Origin of the sequence: Enterococcus xiangfangensis (assembly GCF_005405365.1) — a bacterium.
In the GTDB taxonomy this organism is placed as follows: Bacteria; Bacillota; Bacilli; order Lactobacillales; family Enterococcaceae; genus Enterococcus_A; species Enterococcus_A xiangfangensis.
The window spans coordinates 149363-171746 of the sequence record NZ_BJDX01000006.1 but is presented as its reverse complement, the minus strand read 5'-3'; the positions used below and the strand labels follow the sequence as shown (position 1 = coordinate 171746).

Here is a 22384-nt window from a genome sequence, read left to right as displayed (position 1 = left end):
AACATCCATCCTCCTTCATGTTTATACTTTAAATAAAATACATCGGTTCATTGTCAATAGCGATCAATAAGCCTTGACGTTGATCTTTTTGACTAACTTGTAAAATATCGGCTAAAACCGCTCGTAACTTCGGTTCATTTTTATATTTAATGATCAATTGATAATAATAACGATTTTTGATTCGCAAAACAGCGCCCGGCGTAGGTCCTAACAATATACTTTGCGGGCTTAATTGCTGTTGCAGCTGTTTAGCTAATTGAAAAGCTTTTTGAGCGGCTCGGATCTCTTCTTGATGTGAGACTGTTACTTTGACCGTGTAATAATAGGGTGGATAATCCGTTTGATGCCGAATCTGCATCTCTTGTTTGAAAAAATTCTCGTAATCGTGATGCTGCGCCAACTTGATCGTATAATGTTCCGGGTTGAACGTTTGAATCACTACTTCCCCAGCTTTCGCCCCTCGACCCGCTCGGCCGCTGACTTGTGTCAGTAATTGGAAGGTCCGTTCGCTGGAACGAAAATCCGGCAGATTCAACGCCGTATCTGCATTTAACACGCCGACTAATGTGACGTTTGGAAAGTCTAAGCCCTTAGCAATCATCTGCGTACCTAATAAAATATCCGCTTTGCGTTCGCCAAAAGTCGTCAAGATTTTTTCGTGAGCACCTTTACGTCTGGTCGTATCGACATCCATCCGCAAAACTCGAGCTTCTGGAATCAATTGTGCTAATTCTTCTTGAACTTTTTCCGTTCCTGTGCCAAAATAGCGGATCTTATCCTTCCCGCAATTTGGGCAGCGATGAGGAATGCCTTCTTCATGTCCGCAATAATGGCAGCGCATTGTTTTAGTATCCATATGCAAAGTCAATGAAATATCGCAATTCGGACAAGGCAAAACAAATCCGCAATCTCGGCACATCACAAACGAGGAATATCCGCGGCGATTCAATAAAAGCACGCTTTGCTCGCCTTTTTCTAGCCGATCCCGCAATTTATTTTCTAAGTTTTCCGAAAAGGAAGAATTCAACCGGCGCTGCATCTCTTCACGCATATCGACGATTTCAACAGTTGGTAGCTTGGCCTGCTCATTGGCTCGTCTCGTCAATTTTAATAACTGATAGACACCTTTTTGTCCGCGTGCACGTGATTCCAACGATGGTGTTGCACTGCCTAAAACTACAGGACAGTGATGATAATTCCCACGCCAAATCGCTAAGTCTCGCGCATGATATCGCGGTGACTCTTCCTGTTTGTAGCTCGTCTCATGTTCTTCATCGATGATAATCACTCCTAGATTTTCTAACGGAGCGAAGATGGCTGAGCGAGCGCCTACAACTACATGGGCTTCTCCGCGTTCTAATTTACGCCATTCATCATATTTTTCACCTTGTGACAATCCACTGTGCAAAACTGCCACTTCACTGCCGAAACGCGCTTTGAACCGCGTTGCCATCTGCGGCGTCAACGAAATTTCCGGTACTAGCATCATTGCAGTCTGTCCTTTTGCCAATACATCTTGAATGACTTGCAAATAAACTTCAGTCTTTCCGCTGCCGGTCACGCCTTCTAATAAAAAGACGCGGTGTTCTTGTTCGGCACATTTTTGGCTGATCGCCTCATAAGCAAGCTTTTGTTCGCTGTTCAGCTCTAGCGCGGAAGTTTGTTTGATCTCTTTTTCAGCATAAGGATCACGATATTTTTCAACAGCTTCAAATGCCAACCAGCCTTTTTGCTCTGCCTGATTCAAATTAGCTAAAGAAAAATCTTCGGCTTTCATTTGTTTGACAGAAACGAATTCTTCATCCGCAAGTTTTACTAAATAATCCAGTAATTGAACTTGCTTGTAGGAATTTTTGCGCAGTTCCGCTTTTAGTTCAGCCAATCTTTCTTGTTTGAAAAGCCGTTTGATATAGCGTTCGGTTTTTATTTTATTTTTTGTATGAACTTCATAACGCAGTTCAACAATCCCTTGTTCACGCAAAACGGCTAGTTCTTTCAGCCAGCCTTGTGTTTCCGCTTCTTCCCAGCTCAACGAATCATCAGTGCCAAAATATTTTGCTTGAATGGTTGGATCATCACCTATAAGGTACAACCGTTTCTGATAATCGGCTTTCATTACGCTCGGCAGCATCGTTTGCAAGCACGTCACTTTAAAGGCAAACGTCGTCTCTTTCATATAATCTGCCAATGCTAATAACTCTCGGTTCAAAACAGGGGCCAGGTCTAATACTCGAATGATCGGTTTCAAATTAGCCGGTAGCGGCTGGGTTGCTGTTTCAAATCCCACCACGAATCCTTGAACATGCCGCGGACCAAAACCAACTTCTACCCGCATGCCGATCTCTACTGCTAAGTGAGGCGGGATCAAGTAGCTGAAAGGCTGATCTGTCTGCATCGAAGGGACATCCACAATCACTTGTGCTAAATTCATTTTTTCCGCCTCCATTTCCTGATTTATGTATCAAAATTTTATCTATGTACAGCTAAATTTAACGAACGATGAAAAATACTTTTAGCACAAAAAGAAGGGACTGCGCCAAAAGTATTGGTACAATCCCATTCACACTTCATCAGCGAGAAAAATCTACGCTTAATTTTGTTCGTTACGGATCCGTGCTTCTAGATCACGTTGATCGCGTTCGCGTTGCAAGTGACGTTCTTCTTCTTCCATTTTCAAACGTTCCCGTTTGATTTCTGGATGCGGATCATTGATCACTGCGCCAGCATCGATTTCTTCTAGTGCTTGACCGACACTTTTAACAGAATCAAATGATTCCAAGGTTGGTTGTGCACCTGCGTCTAATTCATGGGCACGTTTGCTAGCTAAGATCACTAAAGAATACTTTGAATTCACATGGTCTAATAATGTATCGATTGAAGGTTTTAACATCATAAGCTTATATCTCCTTTAACATTTTTATATATTTGCCAATTACTCGGTCAACTCGGTAGTGTTCGCTGACGATGATATCTTTAATCCGTTCGACAGCTTTTGGTACTTGATCATTGACGACAGCATAATCATAGAGCGCCATCATCTCGATTTCTTGCCGCGCGACTTTCATTCGTTCTTCGATCACTTCAGGGCTGTCCGTCCCGCGTCCGACAATCCGTGCTTTTAATTCTGCAAGATCCGGTGGTGTCAGAAAAATAAAAACACCATCAGGCACTTTTTCTTTTACTTGTTGCGCACCTTGGACTTCGATCTCTAAAAAGACATCTTTGCCTTCGTCTAATGTTTTATTTACATAAGTCAGCGGTGTCCCATAATAATTTCCGACGTACTCAGCGTATTCCAGCATTTCCCCCGCTTCGATCATCGCTTCAAATTCTTCTTTGGTCCGGAAATAATAATCGACGCCGTCAACTTCCCCTTCCCGCATTGGACGGGTGGTCATTGAGATCGAGTATTGAAACTCATTATCATCTCTTTCAAAAATGGCTTTTCTGACCGTTCCTTTTCCAACTCCGGAAGGTCCCGACAATACAATCAACAGTCCTCGTTCAGACATACTAACGCCCTTTCATGCTCGTTTTAGCTAACGCCTATTGTGCACTTTTTTTACAAATATTTCAAGAGGCTTCCGTAAGCTGCCTCTTATTTCTTATAAAAAACCCTATAACTATTCCACATTTTGGATCTGTTCACGAATTTTTTCCAAGAGCGTTTTTAATTGAACGACAATATCTTTGATTTGGATTGGACTTGATTTGGATCCGATCGTATTGACTTCACGATTCATTTCTTGCAATAAAAAGTCTAATTCGCGGCCAATCGGGTCGGTCATTTGTAAAAGTTGCGCCAACTTTTCTAAATGGATACTCAAACGATCCAGTTCTTCATGGATATCGCCCCGCTCCAATAAAATCGCTAGTTCGGTCAACAAACGATCTTGATCAACCGTACTGCCTAGATATTCTTCTAACTTCGCTTGATAGCGTTGTTGGAAGTCCGCTTCGTATTCGGTCACAAAACTCTTCAACTCAGCAACTAATGACTGGACCTTTGTTACATAATCTGTTAGTACTTTTTGAATGCCTGCGCCTTCATGTTCGCGGCTGCTGGCTAATTGTGTAAAAGCTTCGCTCGCAACTACTTGGACTAAGTTTTCTAACGACGCTTCTTCTGTCGGCTGATCGACTAACGTTACAAAATCTGCCTGCTCCATCGCTTTGACCAACACTTGTTCCACGGGAAAATCAACGATCCCAAAATGTTCTTTTCCGCCTGTTTGCAATTCTGCGACTAATTGTTGCAAAAGTTCCCAATCAACAGCGACTTTTTTATTGCCGCTTTTCAACGGTGTCAAATTAATGAACACATCGACCCGTCCGCGACGGATCTTTTCTTTGGCGATCGTGCGAATCAGCGCTTCAAACGGATTCAGCTCCTTAGGCATCCGAATTTGCAAATCTAAGAAACGATTATTGACGCTTTTTAATTCAATGTTCAATTCATACGCTTCATTGCTTTGTGCTGCTTGTCCGTAACCGGTCATACTTTTCATTTGCTCTGTCTCCTTCTTGGCACACTACATATTGCTCAACGTTTTTTTCAGTATCGCAAATTCTTCATTACTCAATGTTACGCCTTTGCCCATTTTTTCATGCTCTGGTGCCCAATCACGCAAATCGAATTTTGGCGGACGGCCATTCCAACTCACTAAATTCAACTCTTTACGCCACCCTTTCGGATTTTCCGATAAAACGGCAATCTCTTCTACAATCTCATAACTAAACTCAGCCATTGTATTTCCTCCTGATTCATTTAATCAACATTTCAAGTCTTTTCATTAGCTACCTCAGACCAGCAAAACCATTCACACTGTTCGCTAAAAATCAGCAGTAACCTCCTCTGCTCGAATATAACGGAAAAAAAGTGCCAGCAAGGTCGGAATCGGCCAGCGGCGATAGAATGATTTCAGATTGCCTTGTTGCTGATAGAGTTGCAAGACGCGATAGTAATCTGAAAAGACATTATGGTTCTCAATAAAATCTTCAATTTGTTCCTGCACTGAAAAATTCGGGTTCAATCGGTTCGGCAGCTCAAATTGCTGCAAAATCGTTTCAATAAATTCAGATGGCTCAAATACACGCGCTGGTGAGACTTTTACCCAATAGGCAAAAAATTCTAAAAAAGCTAAGCTGAGCATTTCCACCGGGACACTTCGTCGAAAGAATTTTTTTAATTCCGGATACAGTCCATTCAAATCGACAGGGATCTCTGTTTTAAGATACCGCAAAAAATCTTTTGTCAGTGTTTCAAAATCGGCTTGCCGGTTAAAGAAATAGCGATAGCCTTGCAACTCACCCAATGCCCGCTTCGTCTCTAAATAACCCAATTCGATATTTTCTGCTGAACGATCACTTTGAAATAAGAATAGATCGCCTAAACTCCAAGGTGTCGCTAACTTCAATTCAGCCACTTCTGCTGATAAGCGATAGCGTTTATCCAGACCGGGACCGTGGACGTCAACTACGATCAATTCAGTAATTGGCTTTTGTAAAGCGACATCAACCGGCAAATTGTTGCGGTAGCCGCCGTCTACATAAAATTCATCCGTAATTTTCGTCATTGCCATCATGGGAAAAAACGACGCAGACGCTAACAGCCAATCGATGATCTCAGCTTTTGAACATTGATTGATTGCGACAACTACTTCTTGAAAAGCCGGAACTTTTGTCGTCACCACATAAAATGGACACCCCGTTTGAAGTTTTGCCGGATCCAAGCGCTCCTCCAATAATCTTCTAAGAGGTTTTGAAGAGATTCCGCGTTGTTGTAAAGACGTTCGAATAAATGTACGCAATTGATCCACTTGTGCCGAAAAATCTAATTCTTCTACTTCTTTAAAGGTGATATCTAGCACTTTATTCGTTTCGATTTCTTGCCACAACGTCAACGCTTGTTCATAATCTCCTTGAACGATCAAAGCACCATTCAATCCGCCGACTGAAGTTCCTGCAACTACTTCAAACGTGATCTCTTTTTCAAGTAGCGCTTTCCAAACACCGATTTGATACGCTCCGCGAGCGCCGCCTCCGCCTAGCACCAACCCCGTATGATAGACCAAATCCTTTTGCCAAACGCCTGCTTTCAATTGATAGCCTTGTGCGGTTAGCCATTGGCGCAAAATCAAATTTGCTTCAAAGATCAATCGTAACGATCGTTTGAATTTTTGGCGGGCAGCCGTTTCTAGTAATAAAAAAGCTTTCTGCCAGCCAAAATCCGTTGAGATCAACAAATTACTAATTTCCCAACTGTCAGCTTGATCGTTTTTAGTTACTAGCAACCAATCAGTGTCACACTGGACCCAATAACCTTTTCCGCATTTAACCGCGTCTAAAAAAGCTGCCCGTGCTTGACTATGAGAAGTATAAAAAGGAAACAACAGCTGGGTCTGTTGAAATTTTTTCCAATCTGCTAACAAGTCTGAGACATAAACTCTGTTTAACTCCATCGCTTCCTCCTGATCCATTCTATGATCGATACATCAATTGGTTTATTTCAGTATAGCAGAAAATTTCCCGTAACAAAAAACCGCAAGACCCTGTAATAAACAAAGTCAGCAATCTAGACTTTGCTCATTGCACGAATCTTGCAGTTAGTAAAAGCAAAACTGAAAACAGCACTGCTTTTTAATAGGTCCGCTGTTCCATTTCAAACGCTGCACGCATTTGATCGGTCGCATCATTGACCGGAGTCGTAGCATCAAGTTCACCTTGGACGATGATTCGAGTCACGCCTTCGATCTCGCCACAAGTAATCAACGTTACTTGTTTTTTCCCTGGCTGAATATCTAAATATTTCACTTCCGTCGGCTGCACCCGAACTTTCAACGTCGTTTTATATGTGTAAATATTCGTCAGATCCGTCAAATAGATCAAATCGCCATCTTTGACTCCTTCAAGCGGCGTGAATAATAAGCCTGGACGATCTGCACGATGGCTTGCCAGTGCATAATTTCCTTCGCCCATCTTTTGGTCAGGCGACAATGTCCCCGCTCCATACAATAAAACTTCATTGGCTAACCCTTTGAAAATCGGCAGATTTATTTTCACTGACGGGACTGCGATCCCTCCGATAACCGGTAATTTTTTATTGCTTAATTGTGCTTGTAAGACCGACTCCGTACTGGCAGGCTGCACCGCATCAAAATCAAAGGATGCTTCTTTTTGGATATTCTTATCAAGCTCTGCTCGGTCCAGCTTTGCGACAGTATAGCGGTCAGCGTTGTATTGCATTAAAAAATATTTGATTTGATTGTTGAAAACTAAAGCCAAACCTACTAATAACAATAAGAAAAGAAAAATATTTATGAACCAATTTCTTTTTTTCTTCTTCATCATAAGCCTCCTGTATTTTCGCACTTATTCTACCACATTATTTCGAATTCAGTGAACTACTTTTACTTGTTATGAAAATGAAAGAAAAAAGAGAATTGTATTAGTAAGCTGTTATTTATTCATCCCTTTCCCACAGTTGAAAAAAGCCCTCGACCTTGCATCTTTTAAGGTCTTTGTAATCTAATTTTAAAATAAAAGATACGAGCTTTTTTTTTATTATTGAGTTAAAATGAGTATGACAATTATTAGAAAGGGTGAAAATCTGTGCCAGATACATTATTTGCTTATATCGATTCCACAAGTAATGCGGTGCTTTCGAAAGGTCTTTCACCTAATGATTTTGTTGAAGGAATCGTTCATCGGCCAAAAAATTTGTTATTACTGGATCCGATGGCAGAAACAGGAGAATACGAGCCTCATACTGGCTTGAAAATCATTAACAACTCTGAACAAGTCCAACAATTTTTCAATAACAAAACTTTTACTAATTCAAAAGGGACAAAGTGGATCGATTTTAATGATCTGGCGATGTTGAAAGAACTAACACCATTAGAGATTTCTGAATTACTCTACTTTGGGCATATGCGAACACATTTGCACTCTCCCTTTTTTTACAAGTTACAAAATAATTTTGTCTACTTCAATTTAGGCAATGAAACGATGCGGGTCTATTATCGCTATTTGGATGAATTTTATCGTATTTTAGCCAGCAAGTTGACACGGATTACCTTAGAAAAAGTCAACGATCGCCGCTCGTTCTTCCGCAAAGGCTCGCCAGTTGCACCATTGGACAGCGAACTATTGAAAGATCTATATCCTATTTTGCAAGAAGGCGCCGTTTTTTGTCTCAACCAATCTGAATTAAAAAATAAATTGTACCGCATCCCGATTTTTCTATCGGATGAAAAAGGATGGCGGCGCAGTCCTAAAAATTATACAAAAGAGCTGCAGATTGCGGAAATCACTTATGATACCGCAAATAAACACTGGTCATTAGAAGTTGAAAACGATGATCCCGTCTTTTCGTTTCGCTAATCATTAAAAAAAGTATTTGTCCGTTTTTTGGGCAAATGCTTTTTTATTTGATTACTGACTTTTCTTTTGAACTAACCGACCATCTTTAGGCAAATACAATTGCGGTGCTTTTTCTGCGACTAACACCGCCACAACTGCTGTTACGATCGCTGTTGCCAATCCGCTGACACCATTCATGACTAATGAGAACACCCAAGGATTCATTCCCCACAAAGCATAACTTCCCCAAAAGACCACGCCTGCGATAAAGTGCCAGAAAAAGCGCGCGCCAGTTCCAACAAAAGAACCTAAAATAATATTTTTCCGTGCATTTCGCATATCTTGGTCGACCAATGCTTGTTGAACTTTTTTTGCATACAAGCCCGCAAACCCGGCAAAGACAAAAGCGATTGGGTACTCGATCAACACTTGGATGACACTCAAATACACAACTTGGCTCGCTGGAAAATGCAAGATTCCCCAAATAAACGCGGACATCAGCGCTGGTTTTAACCCGCGACGTAAAGCAAACAATGTCATGGGAATCATCCCCAATGAGATCGTAAAACTGCTGCCGATAGTCGTTGGAATAAAGGATAAGACTAACGACAAGGCTGCCACGATGGTTCCTTCTACTAAAATTCTTGTTTTGTACATAAAAAAACTCCTCCTTTTGAACATACAGTCCACAAAGGAGAAGTAATTATCATTACTTCATCACAATTCCTACGCTCGAATAACCGAAACAGGTACTAGGGTTTAGAGTCATCTCAATCTCAGCCCGAGGGCTCCCCTTTGCGACAGTATTATTCTATTTTTTAATGCATTCAAAGTATAACAGATGTCTGATTGTTCGTAAAGGTATGAAATACTTTTAACGCGAAATGCTTTCTTGAACACCGTTTGGCGATAATGTCGTCACTTTTTTGATTCGATCGATCGGCAGCATCACTAATTGATTTTCTTGAGTACGGATTACAATTGAATCATTGCTTACCGCTTTGGGCAGCCAGCCAGAAATCGTTTGGAATTTCTCTTCGTCTTTCTCGTCTTGAACTTGAATGACTACTAAACTATTTTGCAGAGCCGCCATTTTCAGTTTGAGAAAAATATTCTCATTGGCTTGCTCTTGAGCACGTTTTTCAGCAGAATCATTCAAAAAGTCCGAAATAAAACGATACGACGAATTCGAAAACAGCTTAATTAAATTCTTTTTAGGCTTCTCGTTTTTAGTCATTCAGCTTCCTCCTATTCAAGAGCGTAGTTAGATTTTACTTAAATTCCTGAGAAAAAACAAGGAATCTAATCGATTTCAAAAAAAGTTAACCATTCGTTTAAACCTTTTTGGATCAAATCAAAAGTCTCTTCAAAATCCCCTGTATACCAAGGGTCTGGGACATTTTTTCCGGCATATCCAGGGACACGATCTAAGTATAGATATAGTTTGTTTTCGGTCCCTTCAGGTGCGATTGCTTGCAGATCATTGATGTTTTCTTGATCCATTCCGATAATATAATCAGCTGTATAAAAATCTTCAGCACACACTTGCCGAGCGGACATCCCTTGCGCAGAAATATGGTAACGCGCCAATATTTTTTGAGTTCCTTGATGTGGCGGATTACCGATTTCCCAACGACTCGTCGCTGCTGAGTCCACCTCATACTTGTCTTCCAACCGTTCTTTTTGAAACGCGTCACGAAAGATTGCTTCTGCCATTGGCGAACGGCAGATATTTCCCATACAAACAAATAGAATCTTTTTCATGTCATTCCTCCTGTGCTATAGTCAATTTATCGAAATGAAACGAGGGGATCACAAATGACTCAAATTTATCTATCCGCCAAGCTACCTGAGCTGGGCACAAAACTATTAAAAAATGCCGCACTTGATTATACGGTCTATGCAGGCGATCAGTTGATCACAAAAGAAGAATTGATCAAAAATGTCTCCAACTGTGAAGTTTTGATCTGCCCACTGTCCACACTCGTCGATCGAGAAGTCATCGATGCCGCACCGAAACTAAAACTGATTGCAAACTTTGGCGCTGGGTTTAACAATATCGATACGGCATATGCAAAAGAAAAACATATCTATGTAACCAATACGCCAAAAGTTTCCACCAATGCAACTGCAGAACTAACTGCTGGTTTGATCATCGCGTTATCACGCCGCATCGTTGAAGGCGATCGGCTCATGCATGGGCAAGGTTTTGACGGTTGGGCACCGCTCTTTTTCTTAGGCCATGAATTAAAAGATAAAACATTAGGAATCATCGGTATGGGACAAATCGGACAGGCTCTCGCTCAGATGATGACCGCCTTTGGCATGAAGATCATTTACAATCAACGCCAACAGCTAACACCTGAACTGGAAAAAAAATTACAGGCAACTTTTTGTTCCCAAACTGAATTGATCCAACAAGCAGACATCTTGAGTCTGCATGCGCCATTGACAACCGAGACGCATCATTTATTGACGAGCGAAACCTTTGAACAAATGAAAGACAATGCCTTTTTAATCAATGCCGCCCGTGGACCGTTGATCGATGAAGCGGCTTTGCTTCAAGCACTAAAAAATCGACAAATTGCTGGAGCAGCTTTAGATGTCTATGAATTTGAACCTGAAGTCGTCGCTGGTTTAAAAACGTTGGGCAATGTCATCTTGACCCCTCATATCGGCAATGCTAGCGTAGAAGCTCGCAATGATATGGCAGCCATTGTCGCAAAAAATGCGATTGCTTTTTTTGAAAAACAACCAATCCACTATATCGTTAACCAATAGACTGACGTGAGCTTACTGCTCACGCCAGTCTTTTTCATATAATCGATAGGCAAAAAATTCAATATCTTTCGCGAAACGAAATAATTGTGCCGCAATTGTGATTGGTGGTTGATCCGCTCCGGCTAAAAGCCAATCCGTTAAGATTCCACCACAGCCATGGGCTAAAAAGCGGGCATAAAATTCTTTATCCGTAGATGAAAGTGCGCCTTCTTGATCCACTTCATCAAACAGACGGAAAAATAACCGTTTAGATAATTCATTGAATTCTTTAGTCAGTACTTTGGGTGTCGACTTGACTGTGTTCAAATAAAATTGATGAAAAATCTGCATCTCTTTTAACATCTTCAACACGGATTCTTCCCAATTCGTCAATGCCAGTTCATCAGAGACTAGATACTGCAAACCATGTTGATAATACGCATAGTGGAGCAGATCGTTCTTATCTTTAAAGTGATAATAGAATGTTTGGCGGTTCAAGCCGGTCTCTTGGCTAATATCTTGAACAGTGATTTTGTCGTAATTTTTTTCTTGGCATAATGCGACTAGCGCTTGGACAAATGTTTCTTTGGTCGCTTTTCCTTCCGCCATTTTTCCACCTTCGATCTATGCTTGATAAGGATAATTCAAATGTTCGTAAGCTAATGGTGTTGCCATCCGTCCTCGCGGTGTCCGTTTTATAAACCCTTTTTGGATCAAATACGGTTCATACATATCTTCAACTGTTTCCCGTTCCTCACCAATATTGACCGCTAACGTACTCAGGCCGATCGGACCACCGTGATAAAGCTCGATCATAGTTTTCAATAATTTCTGATCGACATAATCCAATCCGGCTTCATCGACTTGCAATAAGCGCAATGCTTGATCTGCGATTTTTTGATCGATCATTCCATTAGATTGAACTTGTGCGAAATCACGAATCCTTTTTAACAATCGATTGGCGATTCGCGGTGTTCCCCGTGAACGGCGCGCAATCTCGATTGCACCGGTTTCTACGATCTCTGTTTGAAAAATATCTGCTGAGCGCAACACGATCTCCCGCAAATCATTTTCTTCATAATATTCCATATGGGAAATGATCCCAAAACGATCTCGCAACGGTGCCGAGAGCATCCCTGCCCGCGTTGTCGCTCCGACTAATGTAAAAGGCGGCAAAGGAAAATGCACAGGATGAGCAGTCGGACCTTGGCCGACCATAATGTCCACGTAATAATCTTCCATTGCCGAATACAACGTTTCTTCTGCTACTCGCGGCAACCGATGGATCTCATCGATAAACAAGACATCGCCAGGTTCTAACTCATTTAAAATCGCCACAAGATCGCCTGGTCGTTCGATTGCCGGCCCGCTGGTCGAGCGAATCTGCACATCCATTTCATTGGCGATCACCATCGCCATCGTTGTTTTTCCTAAGCCCGGCGGTCCATAAAGTAAGACGTGATCCAACGCTTCTTGCCGATTTTTCGCCGCTTCGATATAAATCGACAACTCTTGTTTTACTTTGTCTTGTCCAATGTATTGAGCAAGATAACGAGGACGCAATGATTTTTCTAAACTTTTGTCACGTTCATCTGCATCAGGTGATAACAAATGTTCTTCATCCATTTCACTCGTCCTCCTATTTCTTCATCATTAATTTTAATGCTGCCCGCAAGTAATCGTCGGTGTTCGGCAATGATTCTTTTTCCAAAACTTTTTCGACTTTCTTGATTTCTTTTGGACTGTAGCCCAGCGCCTGCAAAGCTTCCATCGCTTCAGACAGCGCTGTATCGTCATTGCCCTCATAAAATAAGGACATCGGATCGTCAACTAATTCAGTCAGCTTGCCTTTTAGATCCAAGACCATTTGCTGTGCTGTTTTTTTGCCGACACCTGGAAATTTTACCAAATAAGTCACGTCACCAGCTTCGATTGCCTGGATCAATCCTTGATGATCGTCATTCGCCATGATTGCTAGTCCGCTTTTTGGTCCAATCCCTGATACAGAAAGCAGCCGCAAAAACAATTCTTTTTCAGCCAATGTTTCAAAGCCGTATAATAAATGCGCGTCTTCACGGATGATTTGTTGGACATAGATCGTTACAGACTGTTCCATCTTGCTGCTGTAGCGGTAGGGATTGCCTAGCGCGATTTGATAGCCGATACCATTCACATCCAACACTACATAACTTGGACTGATGAATGTCAATCGACCAGTAATATATTCGTACATAGTTGTTCCTTTCTTGTGTTGCAGAAATTGATCCGAATTAATAGGATCATCCAATGATTTTATTTTCATTCCATCTAACTAAAACATGCAGAAGTTGCAACGAATAAACTGCACATATGTTCTCATCATTTTAGCACAAAAGACGGCGGTTAAAAACTCTTACCGCCGAATCCTTGCAATAACCGCAATAAGGCAAAATAATCCGTCATTCGCAATTCTTGTGTAATCGCCAATGTCGGGACGTCATCATTGTCATAAAGCAAACTCGTCGTTAAACAAAGATCGCTATTAGTCAATGTTTCCGCAAACACAACTTGAAAATCATTGGCCAAAAATCGACGCACATCTTCTTTTAAAATCAATTCTTCAAATTCCGGCAAATCAGTCTGTAAAAAAATCCGTAACACAGGTTGCACCGTCAACTCGGGCAAACGGCGTAAAACCGATAAGTAACGGCCGAATAAAATCGACTCGCTTCCGCCTTGATCCGCTAAAATATCCGCCACAAAAGCAACTAGTCTAGGCTGTTGTTGTGTGACCATCGTCCAAAAGGCTTTGCCGTTGATGTTGAAACGGATCATCGGAAATAAGCGATGGTACAGATGCCCGCTGATCAAATAATTTTCCGCCTGCAACGTCTGGAATTTTTTCCATGTCGGAGCATCATTGATTTTCTTTTCTAATAATTGATACATCGTTTCCACTTCAGCAATCACCGAAAACGGCGCTTTTGCCAGCAAGCGATGGATTTTCTCCGTGATAGCTGGCTCATGATAATATTCTTCCCGCGTCAATAAATTTAAAAACAGATTTCCTAACGGGCCCTGTTTGCGGAAATAAGGCGGCATCACAACCTTCAATTGACGAGAAAAAGCTTTAAACAGCGGATCATTTTTCAGCACATTTTGATGATCTTTTTCTAGCGGATAATGCTGGACCTCGCGCAGTAAATGGGCTGCTACTAAATATTCCAGCCGCTGTTCCTTGATCGGATTCAAATCGACTTGAAAAAAACGTTGGATCGCGCGACTGACTTTTTCCACCAACTCATGCTGCAGCGGCGCAAACGGCCAATCTTTGCCGCGAAACAAGCGCCAATAATAGACAGATAAATACATTCGAATAACTGCCTCTGGTGCGTTGAAAATCACCTCGCCGCGTTCGATCGTTAACTGCAGCGGCGCCAATTCTTTACGGATTTCTTTTAATTTCCGTCGGATCGTCGACTCGCTGCGAAACAGCTTTTCACTCAGTTCTTTGATCGTTCGAACATTGCCGGCGATCAAAAGATCTAGCAAGCGATAAGCCAACGAATGCCGAATCAAGTCGACGAGAAACTGATTCTGTTCCATCGTTTGGTTGGCGATCAAAAGCCGATAACTATTGCCGTTTTTTTCAAACAAGGGCAGATCTGCTTCAGTAAAACGCAGATAATTTTTCCCTAGATCTTCCAGTAATCGTTGGACACTGCGCGTATCTAACGTCAGTGCTTTTGCCAGATCACTTTTTTTGTGAGTCTGACCATCATCCATCAATTCCAGTAAACGGACACCAAAATAAATTTCTTTCTCGTAATTTTGTAATTCCAGCGCTTCTATATACATAAAAAAACTCCTTCACGCTTTATTTTAGCAAAAGAGCGCAAGGAGTGGTTACTAAAAACTTTCAAATAAGCGAAACAATACCGGCAGCAACGCTACAGTCACTAAACCATTGACACAAATACACAAGCCAGACAAAATCCCTTCCAACTCGCCAATCTCGATTGCTCGGCCTGTACCGATTGCATGAGATGTACTGCCTAAAGCGATTCCTTGTGCCACAGGACTTTTGATGTTGAAGATTTCAAAGACTTTCGTTCCTACTAAAGCACCGAAAATCCCAGTAGAGACCACGATCGCCAAAGTAACAGGTGAGATCCCTCCCATCTGACTAGAAAGATCGACAGAGATCGCTGTTGTTACAGATTTTGGCAATAAAGAAACGACGATTCCTTGATTCAATGAGAACAATCGCCCGATTCCAACACTCAATAAACAATTAAGGACGACACCAACTAAAGTTCCTAAAATCACTGGTAAAAAATATTTTTTCAGCTTGTCAAAATTCTGATACAGCGGCAAAGCTAATGCCACGGTCGCCGGTGTGATCATCATGGTAAACAAATTTCCACCCATGTTGTAATCTTTGTAGCTGATCCCACTGAATTTCAATAAGACGATAATAATGACGACACTTGCGATCAGCGGATTGATAAAAGGAATAGTGACTTTGCTCAAAAGTTTTTCCATCACCGTATAAATCAATAACGTCAAAGCCAACCCGAAAAGCGGGTTACTCGCCAGCGCTGAGATCATCCGCCTCACCTCGCAGACTTTCAACTTTTTCAAGCAAATGCAATTTTTCTGCACGGCTCTTTAGACCAACTTTTTCAACTAACTCTGCCGTTTTTCCAACTGCTACAAGAGAAACTAATGAGCAGAGAACAACAGCTCCTAATAAAATCGGCCAAGTATATTTGATTGCTCCGTAATATTGCATTAAACCGACACCTGCCGGTACAAATAAAATAGTTAAATGATTCAATAAGAAATTCGCCGTGTCTTCAATTGCGGTTGGTTTCAAAATTTTGGTTTGGAAAGAAAGAAATAATAGCAAAATGCCGATAATGCTTCCTGGTACCGGTAAATGAAGAAACATCCGCAACCCTTCGCCAAGAATAGAATACAGCAGCAACAGACTCAATTCTTTAAACATTTTCATAAATATCGCCTTCTCTAAATAGGATGTTTCTAGTATACCTAAAAAAGACGCGGCACCTCACCAAGTTTTGTATAATTTCTAGACATTTTCTGAAAAAAGTTGCACCGAAAAATCGGGACAACTTATTTTACTACTGCTTTATATTCACCATAACCTGCCGCTTCCATCTCATCAAATGGAACAAAGCGCAGTGCCGCAGAATTGATACAATAGCGTAGTCCTCCTTGATCTTGTGGACCATCACTAAAAACATGACCTAAATGCGAATCGCCTTTTTTACTGCGAACTTCTACCCGATGCATGCCATGAGAAAAATCTGCTTTTTCTGCAACGCCGCGTTTTTCGATTGGCTGGCTGAAAGACGGCCAGCCACAGCCAGCATCATATTTATCGCTGGAAGAAAACAACGGTTCGTCGCTGACGACATCGACATAGATTCCTTTTTGATAAAAGTCATCATATTTTCCAGAAAAAGGTCGCTCGGTCGCATTTTCTTGCGTCACTGCATATTCTATCGGTGAAAGTTTCTGTTTCAATTCTTCATTCATCGTAATTCCTCGCTTTCATTTTTGAATAAAATAAGCATACGCCCGCACACAAAAAGAAACGAAGAATCTGCTCATGATCACTTGGTTATTAAACAATTTTTGAAAACTAGCAAACGGTTCACACACTTTTTTCCAAGTCGTCCTTCCCTCACTTTGCATACGAGCCTTTCGAAAATTCAGGTGAAAAAAAATCGACGAGCAAAAAGCTCATCGATCATTGTTCAAAATTTTTCAACATTTGATTCACGGTCCCTACAGGAAAGCCTACGATGCTGTAATAGTCGCCTTCAATACGTTCAACAAAGACGCCTGCACCATTTTGGATACCGTATGCTCCTGCCTTGTCTTTATAATCATCGCTATCAAGATACCGATTGATCTCTTCATCGCTCAAGGGATAAAACGTTACTTTCGCAGATGTCAATCGTTCTTCCAACTGTGTTTTTCTACGGAGCATTACCGACGTATAAACCAAATGACTGCCGCCGCTCATGCCTTTCAACATATCAAAGGCTTCTTGCCGACTCTTAGGTTTTCCTAAAATCTTTTCATCCAGCACTACAACGGTATCGCTGGCGATAACTAATGCATCAAAGTTATCAGCAGCGATGACCGCTGCTTTTTGTCGTGCCATTTCCATCACATATTCTTCGGGGGCATACTGATCTTTGACTTCTTCATCAATATCAGCCGGTTGAACGATGAAATCAGAGATCAACCAACGCAATAATTCTTTTCGTCTTGGTGATTGTGAAGCTAAAATAACTGTCATTCTTCTACTCCTTACCCATGATCAATGAGGATCTTGGATTCGTTTAAACATATGTTCCATATCATTGTTGCTAAAGTGGATCAAAACTGGCCGACCATGCGGACAATTAAACGGATTTTCACATTGTGCCAAATCAGTCAGTAGCACACGGGCTTGCGCCTCATTCAAATGATGATTGGCTTTGATCGATCGTTTACAACTCATCATGATTGCTGTTGCCTCGCGGAATTTTTTAACGCTGACAGAACCGGTGATCAAAAGCATCTCGATCATCTCGCGAATAATACTTTCTTCTTGTCCTGCCGGATACCACGTTGGGTGGGCTCGGACGATAAAACTATTCGGCCCAAATTCTTCTAAATAGATGCCGACTTCTTGGAGCAACTCCGTTTGTTCTTTTAATTTGATCGCATCGTTATTCGGGTAATCCAAAACAAAGGGAACTAATAATTCTTGTAAATCAGCCGAGACATCCCCGATTTTTTCGCGGAAATACTCATATTTAATTCGTTCTTGAGCTGCATGCTGATCAACGATGTACAACCCGTCTTTGCTTTGAGCAAATAAATACGTTCCATGCATCTGACCAAAATATTCTAACAACGGGAAGCGTTCTTGCAGCTTTTCCTGCTCCAATTTAGTAATCGCCTGCTCGATGACTTTTTCACCCGATTGCGTACTTAAATCAAACTCAGGATGATCCGTGCTAGCCAGTTCAACATACTCATCTGCTTCTTCCGGTGTGGTCGGCGAGATTTCCGCTGTCGCTACTTGTTCTGTTTCTGATTTCAGCGGTAGCGGCTTACTTGCTTCAAACGGCTCTTCTTTAATTGAAACAGGTGGTTCAGATGTTTGTTCAACATAAAAAATGCCCGTCTTCGGATCATAATTCAAATCGCTTTTTTTCTTTGGCTGTTCTTCTAGCGGCAAGTCTAATTGTTCCGTTTGGATTTTTTCAACTTTTCGTTTAAAACTTGGATTTTCGCCGACATCTGGGATCAAATTAATTTGGCGCAAACTTTCAGCGATAGCTTGGCTGATCAATTCAGTCAATTCTTTTTCTTTCGACAAACGTACTTCTTGTTTTGTCGGATGGACGTTCACATCGACTAGTAGCGGGTCCATAGTAATCTCCAATACCGCAAGCGGATAGCGACCGACCATCAGTTTAGACTGATAGCCTTGGACAATTGCTTTGTTCAGCGCATAATTTTTGATGTAGCGGCCATTAATGATCACAGAAAGATAATTGCGGCTTGCTCGCGTTACTTCTGGCAGCGAAACATAGCCCTTTAAGTTGAAGTCCAAGTCTTTGGCTTCAATCTTCAACATTTTTTTAGCAGTCGCTACGCCATAAATACCGGCAAGTGTTTGTTTCAAGTCACCGCTGCCGCTCGTCGTCAGCATCTTATGACCGTCATGAACAAGGCGAAACGCAATTTGTGGATGACTCAACGCCATTCGGTTGACGATATCACCGATCTTCGACAATTCTGTTTGTAATGTTTTGACATATTTCAGCCGAGCAGGAGTATTGAAAAAAAGGTTTTCTACGGTAAGCTTCGTTCCTACTCGTAATGAAGTTGGCCGATGTTCCTCGACCTTTCCGCCTTTTAAAACCAAATATGATCCTTGCGTTTCATCTGCCGTTGCAGTCTCTAATGTCAGTTCAGAAACAGAGGCGATTGACGGCAAAGCTTCTCCACGAAATCCTAACGTCCGAATACGAAACAAGTCGTCTCGACTATGGATCTTACTGGTAGCGTGGCGCTTAAAAGCATTTTCGACATCTTCTTGGCTGATACCTTCGCCGTTGTCTACGATCTGGATTTTTTTCAAACCAGCTTCTTCAATCAAAATATCTATTTGTGTCGCTTGGGCATCGATCGCATTTTCGACCAATTCTTTTACGACAGATGCCGGGCGTTCAACGACTTCACCGGCAGCTATTTGATTGGCTAAGCGTTCGGATAATTCTTGGATTTTTCCCATCGAATGCCTCCTTTGTTAAATCCGTTTTTGCAATTCGTATAAGAAGTTTAAAGCTTCCATAGGATTCATTTCAAGTAAATTGGCTTTTTTAAGACTGTCCACCACACTCAGCTCAGCGGTCGAAACTTCATTAAACAATGAAAGTTGTTCCGTTTCTTCTGTGACTTCGGCTTTTTGCTGAACCGGTGTATCGGCTTCTAAAGCCGCTAAAATCGTAGCTGCTCGTGCTAATAATTCAGTCGGCATCCCTGCAATCTTTGCCACATGGATCCCGTAACTTTTATCAGCAGGACCCTCCATCAATTTGTGCAAGAAGACTACTTCACCATTTTGTTCAACTGCCCCCACATGGACGTTTTTTAATTTCGGCAATGTATCTTCTAACACAGTCAACTCATGATAGTGCGTCGAAAATAATGTTTTTGCTTTGACACGTTTATGGATATACTCAATGATTGCCTGTGCTAAAGCCATCCCGTCGTAAGTCGCGGTACCGCGCCCCAACTCGTCGAATAAAATCAAACTATTCGGCGTCGCATGACGCAGAGCTTGATTGGCCTCCATCATCTCTACCATGAAGGTCGATTGACCGGCGATCAAATCATCACTGGCACCGATTCGAGTAAAAATTTGATCAAAAATCGGCAGCTCTGCTTTTTCAGCAGGAACAAAACAACCCATTTGCGCCATGATCACAGTCAAAGCAAGTTGACGCATATACGTACTTTTACCAGACATGTTCGGTCCGGTGATCAATAAGACCATTTCATCTGGATCCATATGCACACTATTTGGAATATATTCTTGGTGACCAAGAACTTTTTCCACGACGGGGTGACGTCCTTCACTGATTTGCAGATTAGCGGTGCCAGTTTCCATTATCGGCTGGATATATTGATACCGTTCGCTAATCGTTGCAAAACTTTGCAGCACATCCGTCGCACTCAAACTTTTTGCCAATTTTTGCAAACGCGTGATTGCTTTTTTGACTTCATTGCGTACCTTTAAGAAAAGATCGTATTCTAACGCGACCGATTTTTCTTCAGCTTCTAAAATCAATGTTTCTAGTTTTTTCAGTTCTGGTGTGATGAATCTTTCCGCATTGGCCAACGTTTGTTTCCGCTCGTACTTGCCTTCTTCTAAGTTGGAAAGATTGGATTTAGTGATCTCGATGTAGTAACCGAATACGCGGTTGTAGCCGACTTTCAATGTTTTGATTCCCGTTGCTTCACGCTCGCGAGCTTCTAATTCAGCCAACCAAGTTTTGCCGTTTTTCATGGCTTTTCGGTATTGATCCAATTGTTCATCGTAACCGTCTTTAATGACATTGCCTTCAGTAATCTGCAACGGCGCCTCTTCATTGATAGCTTTTTCGATCAAAGCGACGAGATCATCCATTGGTTCCATATCTACCAACAAATCATTCCATTCCCCTTGATTGATCCCTGTCAATAATTGACGGATCTGCGGCACTTGCATCAATGATGTTTTTAATTGAATCAAATCGCGTCCGTTGACATTACCAAAAGCGACACGACCAGCCAAGCGTTCTAAGTCATAAACTTTCGTCAAAGACTCGTTCAAATCCATCCGTTCAAAATATGCAGTCAATAAAGATGCAACCATCGCTTGTCTTGCCTGGATCTGACGCTTTTGGATCAAGGGACGGTCGATCCATTGTTTCAATAAACGTCCACCCATCGCTGTTTTTGTTTCATCCAATAACCACAATAACGTCCCTTGTTTTTTTCCTGTTCGGATCGAACGAGTCAATTCTAAATTCGTCTTAGAAAAATAATCCAGCTTCAAGAAATGTTCCGGTTGATATTCTTCTGCTTTTTGGATGTGACCCAGGCTACGTTTTTGTGTGACAGATAGATAGGTCAACAATTTACCTGTGGCTTCTTTTTCTAATTCATTCGTCAAATCAGCAGTCAAAAAACTAAACTCAGCATTATCTTCGATCGTCTCTTGTTTAGAAAAAACTAAACCAAGTCGCTCCGCCAAATTTTTTTGCAGCTGTTCGGGAATCTCACTGCCTAAAATAAGTTCCTTTGTTTGCAAAGCTGTGGCTTCATTCATCACTGCTTCTTCGTCGTGCAGCAACGCAGTCTTCAATTCACCTGTCGATAAATCTGCATAAGCAAAACCGAATTTATCTTTCACTTGGATGACCGCAGTCAAAAAGTTATTCGTTTTTGCTTCGATTCCTTTGCCTTCCATTACTGTTCCTGGTGTGATCAGTTGGACGACCTCCCGCTTGACCATGCCTTTGGCTTGCTTTGGATCTTCCATTTGTTCGCAAATAGCAACTTTGTAGCCTTGTTCGACCAGTGTATCGATATACCCTTGAGCCGAATGATGGGGAACACCGCACATCGGGATCGGATCTTCAGCATTTCGATTGCGGCTCGTCAGCGTCAACTCTAACAGTTGTGAAACTTTGATCGCATCTTCATTGAAAAGCTCATAAAAGTCTCCCAAACGATAAAATAAAAAGGCATCTTTGTATTGTTCTTTGATCGCCAAATATTGTTCCATCATCGGCGTATTTTTCGTTTTTTGAGGCATCATTGCTCCCCTTCTCTAGTTGATTCTGCTTCTAAGGCAGCATTGACTTCTTTTTGGATCATAGTCGTCAAGTGCTGCAACAAGTCGTTGGCTTCATATAGTTGCTCGCGATAAGCGGTCACTAAAGGGGAGCGATCAAATTCTTTTGTTAAGCGATCTGCTTCTTTCAATGCTTCACGCTCCGCTTCGGGCTTCCCGTAATGAGCAAACTGGACCGCGTTTTTTTGAGCGGTCTTGATTCCTTCTTCCAATTCCTTCAGCGTATCATTTTCGGCTACTCGCTTTTTAAGTTGCTGATAGTCAAGAATGACTTCGTTTTCACTTAATAATGCCGTTAAATGCGTTAAAGCCGCATCAACGGCGGCTTCATCTTTTAAATTCATC

Annotated in this window: 23 protein-coding genes and 1 riboswitch; of the genes, 2 read left to right on the top strand and 21 right to left on the bottom strand. The window is 41.7% G+C overall.

The window, feature by feature from the left end; translation table 11 throughout:
• Positions 1 to 28: 28 nt before the first annotated feature.
• From priA to FFM68_RS08980, 7 genes are all read right to left on the bottom strand, one after another.
• Positions 29 to 2431, bottom strand: coding sequence for a primosomal protein N' (gene priA, locus FFM68_RS09010; RefSeq protein ID WP_137619006.1), 2403 nt, complete (start codon positions 2429 to 2431; stop codon positions 29 to 31).
• Between the two features lie 159 nt (positions 2432 to 2590).
• Positions 2591 to 2893 carry a DNA-directed RNA polymerase subunit omega gene (gene rpoZ / locus FFM68_RS09005; RefSeq protein WP_137619005.1) on the bottom strand — a complete coding sequence of 101 codons (303 nt, stop codon included), beginning with the start codon at positions 2891 to 2893 and terminating at the stop codon, positions 2591 to 2593.
• A gap of 4 nt (positions 2894 to 2897) precedes the next feature.
• Complete coding sequence (gene gmk, locus FFM68_RS09000; RefSeq protein ID WP_137619004.1) at positions 2898 to 3512, bottom strand: guanylate kinase; 615 nt, start codon at positions 3510 to 3512, stop codon at positions 2898 to 2900.
• 111 nt (positions 3513 to 3623) lie between these two features.
• Positions 3624 to 4508: a YicC/YloC family endoribonuclease gene (locus tag FFM68_RS08995; protein WP_137619003.1), complete on the bottom strand. Its 885-nt coding sequence runs from the start codon at positions 4506 to 4508 to the stop codon at positions 3624 to 3626.
• Between the two features lie 24 nt (positions 4509 to 4532).
• Entirely contained in the window at positions 4533 to 4748 is a 216-nt protein-coding gene (locus tag FFM68_RS08990; protein ID WP_137619002.1) for a YdbC family protein, read from the bottom strand.
• 84 nt (positions 4749 to 4832) lie between these two features.
• Positions 4833 to 6461, bottom strand: a complete 1629-nt coding sequence (locus FFM68_RS08985) for a patatin-like phospholipase family protein (RefSeq protein WP_137619001.1) — start codon at positions 6459 to 6461, stop codon at positions 4833 to 4835.
• A gap of 178 nt (positions 6462 to 6639) precedes the next feature.
• Positions 6640 to 7350 carry a class A sortase gene (locus FFM68_RS08980; RefSeq protein WP_174784512.1) on the bottom strand — a complete coding sequence of 237 codons (711 nt, stop codon included), beginning with the start codon at positions 7348 to 7350 and terminating at the stop codon, positions 6640 to 6642.
• 261 nt (positions 7351 to 7611) lie between these two features.
• Here FFM68_RS08980 and FFM68_RS08975 point away from each other — a divergent pair, with 261 nt between their 5' ends.
• The gene (locus FFM68_RS08975) at positions 7612 to 8382 is read left to right on the top strand and encodes a hypothetical protein (protein WP_137618999.1); all 771 of its coding nucleotides are present in this window, start codon (positions 7612 to 7614) and stop codon (positions 8380 to 8382) included.
• 51 nt (positions 8383 to 8433) lie between these two features.
• Here FFM68_RS08975 and thiT read toward each other — a convergent pair whose 3' ends face one another.
• The 3 genes from thiT to FFM68_RS08960 form a co-directional block, all read right to left on the bottom strand.
• On the bottom strand, positions 8434 to 9018 hold the full coding sequence (gene thiT, locus FFM68_RS08970; RefSeq protein WP_137618998.1) for an energy-coupled thiamine transporter ThiT: 585 nt from the start codon (positions 9016 to 9018) through the stop codon (positions 8434 to 8436).
• A gap of 49 nt (positions 9019 to 9067) precedes the next feature.
• A riboswitch (TPP riboswitch) is annotated at positions 9068 to 9166 on the bottom strand.
• Between the two features lie 69 nt (positions 9167 to 9235).
• The gene (locus tag FFM68_RS08965; RefSeq protein ID WP_137618997.1) at positions 9236 to 9598 is read right to left on the bottom strand and encodes a hypothetical protein; all 363 of its coding nucleotides are present in this window, start codon (positions 9596 to 9598) and stop codon (positions 9236 to 9238) included.
• A 65-nt stretch (positions 9599 to 9663) separates the two neighbouring features.
• Positions 9664 to 10125, bottom strand: a complete 462-nt coding sequence (locus FFM68_RS08960; RefSeq protein WP_137618996.1) for a low molecular weight protein-tyrosine-phosphatase — start codon at positions 10123 to 10125, stop codon at positions 9664 to 9666.
• 54 nt (positions 10126 to 10179) lie between these two features.
• On the opposite strand from FFM68_RS08960, the gene FFM68_RS08955 reads away from it, so the two are divergent.
• The gene (locus FFM68_RS08955) at positions 10180 to 11142 is read left to right on the top strand and encodes a 2-hydroxyacid dehydrogenase family protein (RefSeq protein ID WP_137618995.1); all 963 of its coding nucleotides are present in this window, start codon (positions 10180 to 10182) and stop codon (positions 11140 to 11142) included.
• A 12-nt stretch (positions 11143 to 11154) separates the two neighbouring features.
• Here FFM68_RS08955 and FFM68_RS08950 read toward each other — a convergent pair whose 3' ends face one another.
• From FFM68_RS08950 to FFM68_RS08900, 11 genes are all read right to left on the bottom strand, one after another.
• Positions 11155 to 11730: a TetR/AcrR family transcriptional regulator gene (locus FFM68_RS08950; protein ID WP_137618994.1), complete on the bottom strand. Its 576-nt coding sequence runs from the start codon at positions 11728 to 11730 to the stop codon at positions 11155 to 11157.
• A gap of 15 nt (positions 11731 to 11745) precedes the next feature.
• Entirely contained in the window at positions 11746 to 12747 is a 1002-nt protein-coding gene (ruvB, locus tag FFM68_RS08945) for a Holliday junction branch migration DNA helicase RuvB (RefSeq protein WP_137618993.1), read from the bottom strand.
• A 13-nt stretch (positions 12748 to 12760) separates the two neighbouring features.
• Positions 12761 to 13354, bottom strand: coding sequence for a Holliday junction branch migration protein RuvA (ruvA, locus tag FFM68_RS08940; protein WP_137619037.1), 594 nt, complete (start codon positions 13352 to 13354; stop codon positions 12761 to 12763).
• 149 nt (positions 13355 to 13503) lie between these two features.
• Complete coding sequence (locus FFM68_RS08935) at positions 13504 to 14958, bottom strand: helix-turn-helix domain-containing protein (RefSeq protein ID WP_137618992.1); 1455 nt, start codon at positions 14956 to 14958, stop codon at positions 13504 to 13506.
• 51 nt (positions 14959 to 15009) lie between these two features.
• Positions 15010 to 15708 carry an LrgB family protein gene (locus FFM68_RS08930; RefSeq protein WP_371852015.1) on the bottom strand — a complete coding sequence of 233 codons (699 nt, stop codon included), beginning with the start codon at positions 15706 to 15708 and terminating at the stop codon, positions 15010 to 15012.
• Positions 15689 to 16117: a CidA/LrgA family protein gene (locus FFM68_RS08925; RefSeq protein ID WP_137618990.1), complete on the bottom strand. Its 429-nt coding sequence runs from the start codon at positions 16115 to 16117 to the stop codon at positions 15689 to 15691. Before FFM68_RS08925 ends, FFM68_RS08930 begins: the two co-directional genes overlap by 20 nt.
• A gap of 122 nt (positions 16118 to 16239) precedes the next feature.
• Positions 16240 to 16665, bottom strand: a complete 426-nt coding sequence (gene msrB, locus FFM68_RS08920) for a peptide-methionine (R)-S-oxide reductase MsrB (RefSeq protein WP_137618989.1) — start codon at positions 16663 to 16665, stop codon at positions 16240 to 16242.
• Positions 16666 to 16879: 214 nt separating this feature from the next.
• The gene (locus tag FFM68_RS08915) at positions 16880 to 17437 is read right to left on the bottom strand and encodes a Maf family protein (protein WP_137618988.1); all 558 of its coding nucleotides are present in this window, start codon (positions 17435 to 17437) and stop codon (positions 16880 to 16882) included.
• A gap of 21 nt (positions 17438 to 17458) precedes the next feature.
• Positions 17459 to 19429: a DNA mismatch repair endonuclease MutL gene (gene mutL, locus FFM68_RS08910; RefSeq protein WP_137618987.1), complete on the bottom strand. Its 1971-nt coding sequence runs from the start codon at positions 19427 to 19429 to the stop codon at positions 17459 to 17461.
• Positions 19430 to 19444: 15 nt separating this feature from the next.
• On the bottom strand, positions 19445 to 22000 hold the full coding sequence (mutS, locus tag FFM68_RS08905; RefSeq protein WP_137619036.1) for a DNA mismatch repair protein MutS: 2556 nt from the start codon (positions 21998 to 22000) through the stop codon (positions 19445 to 19447).
• On the bottom strand, positions 22000 to 22383 hold the full coding sequence (locus FFM68_RS08900; RefSeq protein ID WP_137618986.1) for a YlbF family regulator: 384 nt from the start codon (positions 22381 to 22383) through the stop codon (positions 22000 to 22002). Before FFM68_RS08900 ends, mutS begins: the two co-directional genes overlap by 1 nt.
• Position 22384 lies beyond the last annotated feature (1 nt).

Excerpts from the sequence above, each read along its gene's own strand:
- priA (WP_137619006.1), bottom strand. The coding sequence starts at position 2,431 with ATGAATTTAGCACAAGTGATTGTGGATGTCCCTTCGATGCAGACAGAT.
- rpoZ (WP_137619005.1), bottom strand. The coding sequence starts at position 2,893 with ATGATGTTAAAACCTTCAATCGATACATTATTAGACCATGTGAATTCA.
- gmk (WP_137619004.1), bottom strand. The coding sequence starts at position 3,512 with ATGTCTGAACGAGGACTGTTGATTGTATTGTCGGGACCTTCCGGAGTT.
- FFM68_RS08995 (WP_137619003.1), bottom strand. The coding sequence starts at position 4,508 with ATGAAAAGTATGACCGGTTACGGACAAGCAGCACAAAGCAATGAAGCG.
- FFM68_RS08990 (WP_137619002.1), bottom strand. The coding sequence starts at position 4,748 with ATGGCTGAGTTTAGTTATGAGATTGTAGAAGAGATTGCCGTTTTATCG.
- FFM68_RS08985 (WP_137619001.1), bottom strand. The coding sequence starts at position 6,461 with ATGGAGTTAAACAGAGTTTATGTCTCAGACTTGTTAGCAGATTGGAAA.
- FFM68_RS08980 (WP_174784512.1), bottom strand. The coding sequence starts at position 7,350 with ATGATGAAGAAGAAAAAAAGAAATTGGTTCATAAATATTTTTCTTTTC.
- thiT (WP_137618998.1), bottom strand. The coding sequence starts at position 9,018 with ATGTACAAAACAAGAATTTTAGTAGAAGGAACCATCGTGGCAGCCTTG.
- FFM68_RS08965 (WP_137618997.1), bottom strand. The coding sequence starts at position 9,598 with ATGACTAAAAACGAGAAGCCTAAAAAGAATTTAATTAAGCTGTTTTCG.
- FFM68_RS08960 (WP_137618996.1), bottom strand. The coding sequence starts at position 10,125 with ATGAAAAAGATTCTATTTGTTTGTATGGGAAATATCTGCCGTTCGCCA.
- FFM68_RS08955 (WP_137618995.1), top strand. The coding sequence starts at position 10,180 with ATGACTCAAATTTATCTATCCGCCAAGCTACCTGAGCTGGGCACAAAA.
- FFM68_RS08950 (WP_137618994.1), bottom strand. The coding sequence starts at position 11,730 with ATGGCGGAAGGAAAAGCGACCAAAGAAACATTTGTCCAAGCGCTAGTC.
- ruvB (WP_137618993.1), bottom strand. The coding sequence starts at position 12,747 with ATGGATGAAGAACATTTGTTATCACCTGATGCAGATGAACGTGACAAA.
- ruvA (WP_137619037.1), bottom strand. The coding sequence starts at position 13,354 with ATGTACGAATATATTACTGGTCGATTGACATTCATCAGTCCAAGTTAT.
- FFM68_RS08935 (WP_137618992.1), bottom strand. The coding sequence starts at position 14,958 with ATGTATATAGAAGCGCTGGAATTACAAAATTACGAGAAAGAAATTTAT.
- FFM68_RS08925 (WP_137618990.1), bottom strand. The coding sequence starts at position 16,117 with ATGAAAATGTTTAAAGAATTGAGTCTGTTGCTGCTGTATTCTATTCTT.
- msrB (WP_137618989.1), bottom strand. The coding sequence starts at position 16,665 with ATGAATGAAGAATTGAAACAGAAACTTTCACCGATAGAATATGCAGTG.
- FFM68_RS08915 (WP_137618988.1), bottom strand. The coding sequence starts at position 17,437 with ATGACAGTTATTTTAGCTTCACAATCACCAAGACGAAAAGAATTATTG.
- mutL (WP_137618987.1), bottom strand. The coding sequence starts at position 19,429 with ATGGGAAAAATCCAAGAATTATCCGAACGCTTAGCCAATCAAATAGCT.
- mutS (WP_137619036.1), bottom strand. The coding sequence starts at position 22,000 with ATGCCTCAAAAAACGAAAAATACGCCGATGATGGAACAATATTTGGCG.
- FFM68_RS08900 (WP_137618986.1), bottom strand. The coding sequence starts at position 22,383 with ATGAATTTAAAAGATGAAGCCGCCGTTGATGCGGCTTTAACGCATTTA.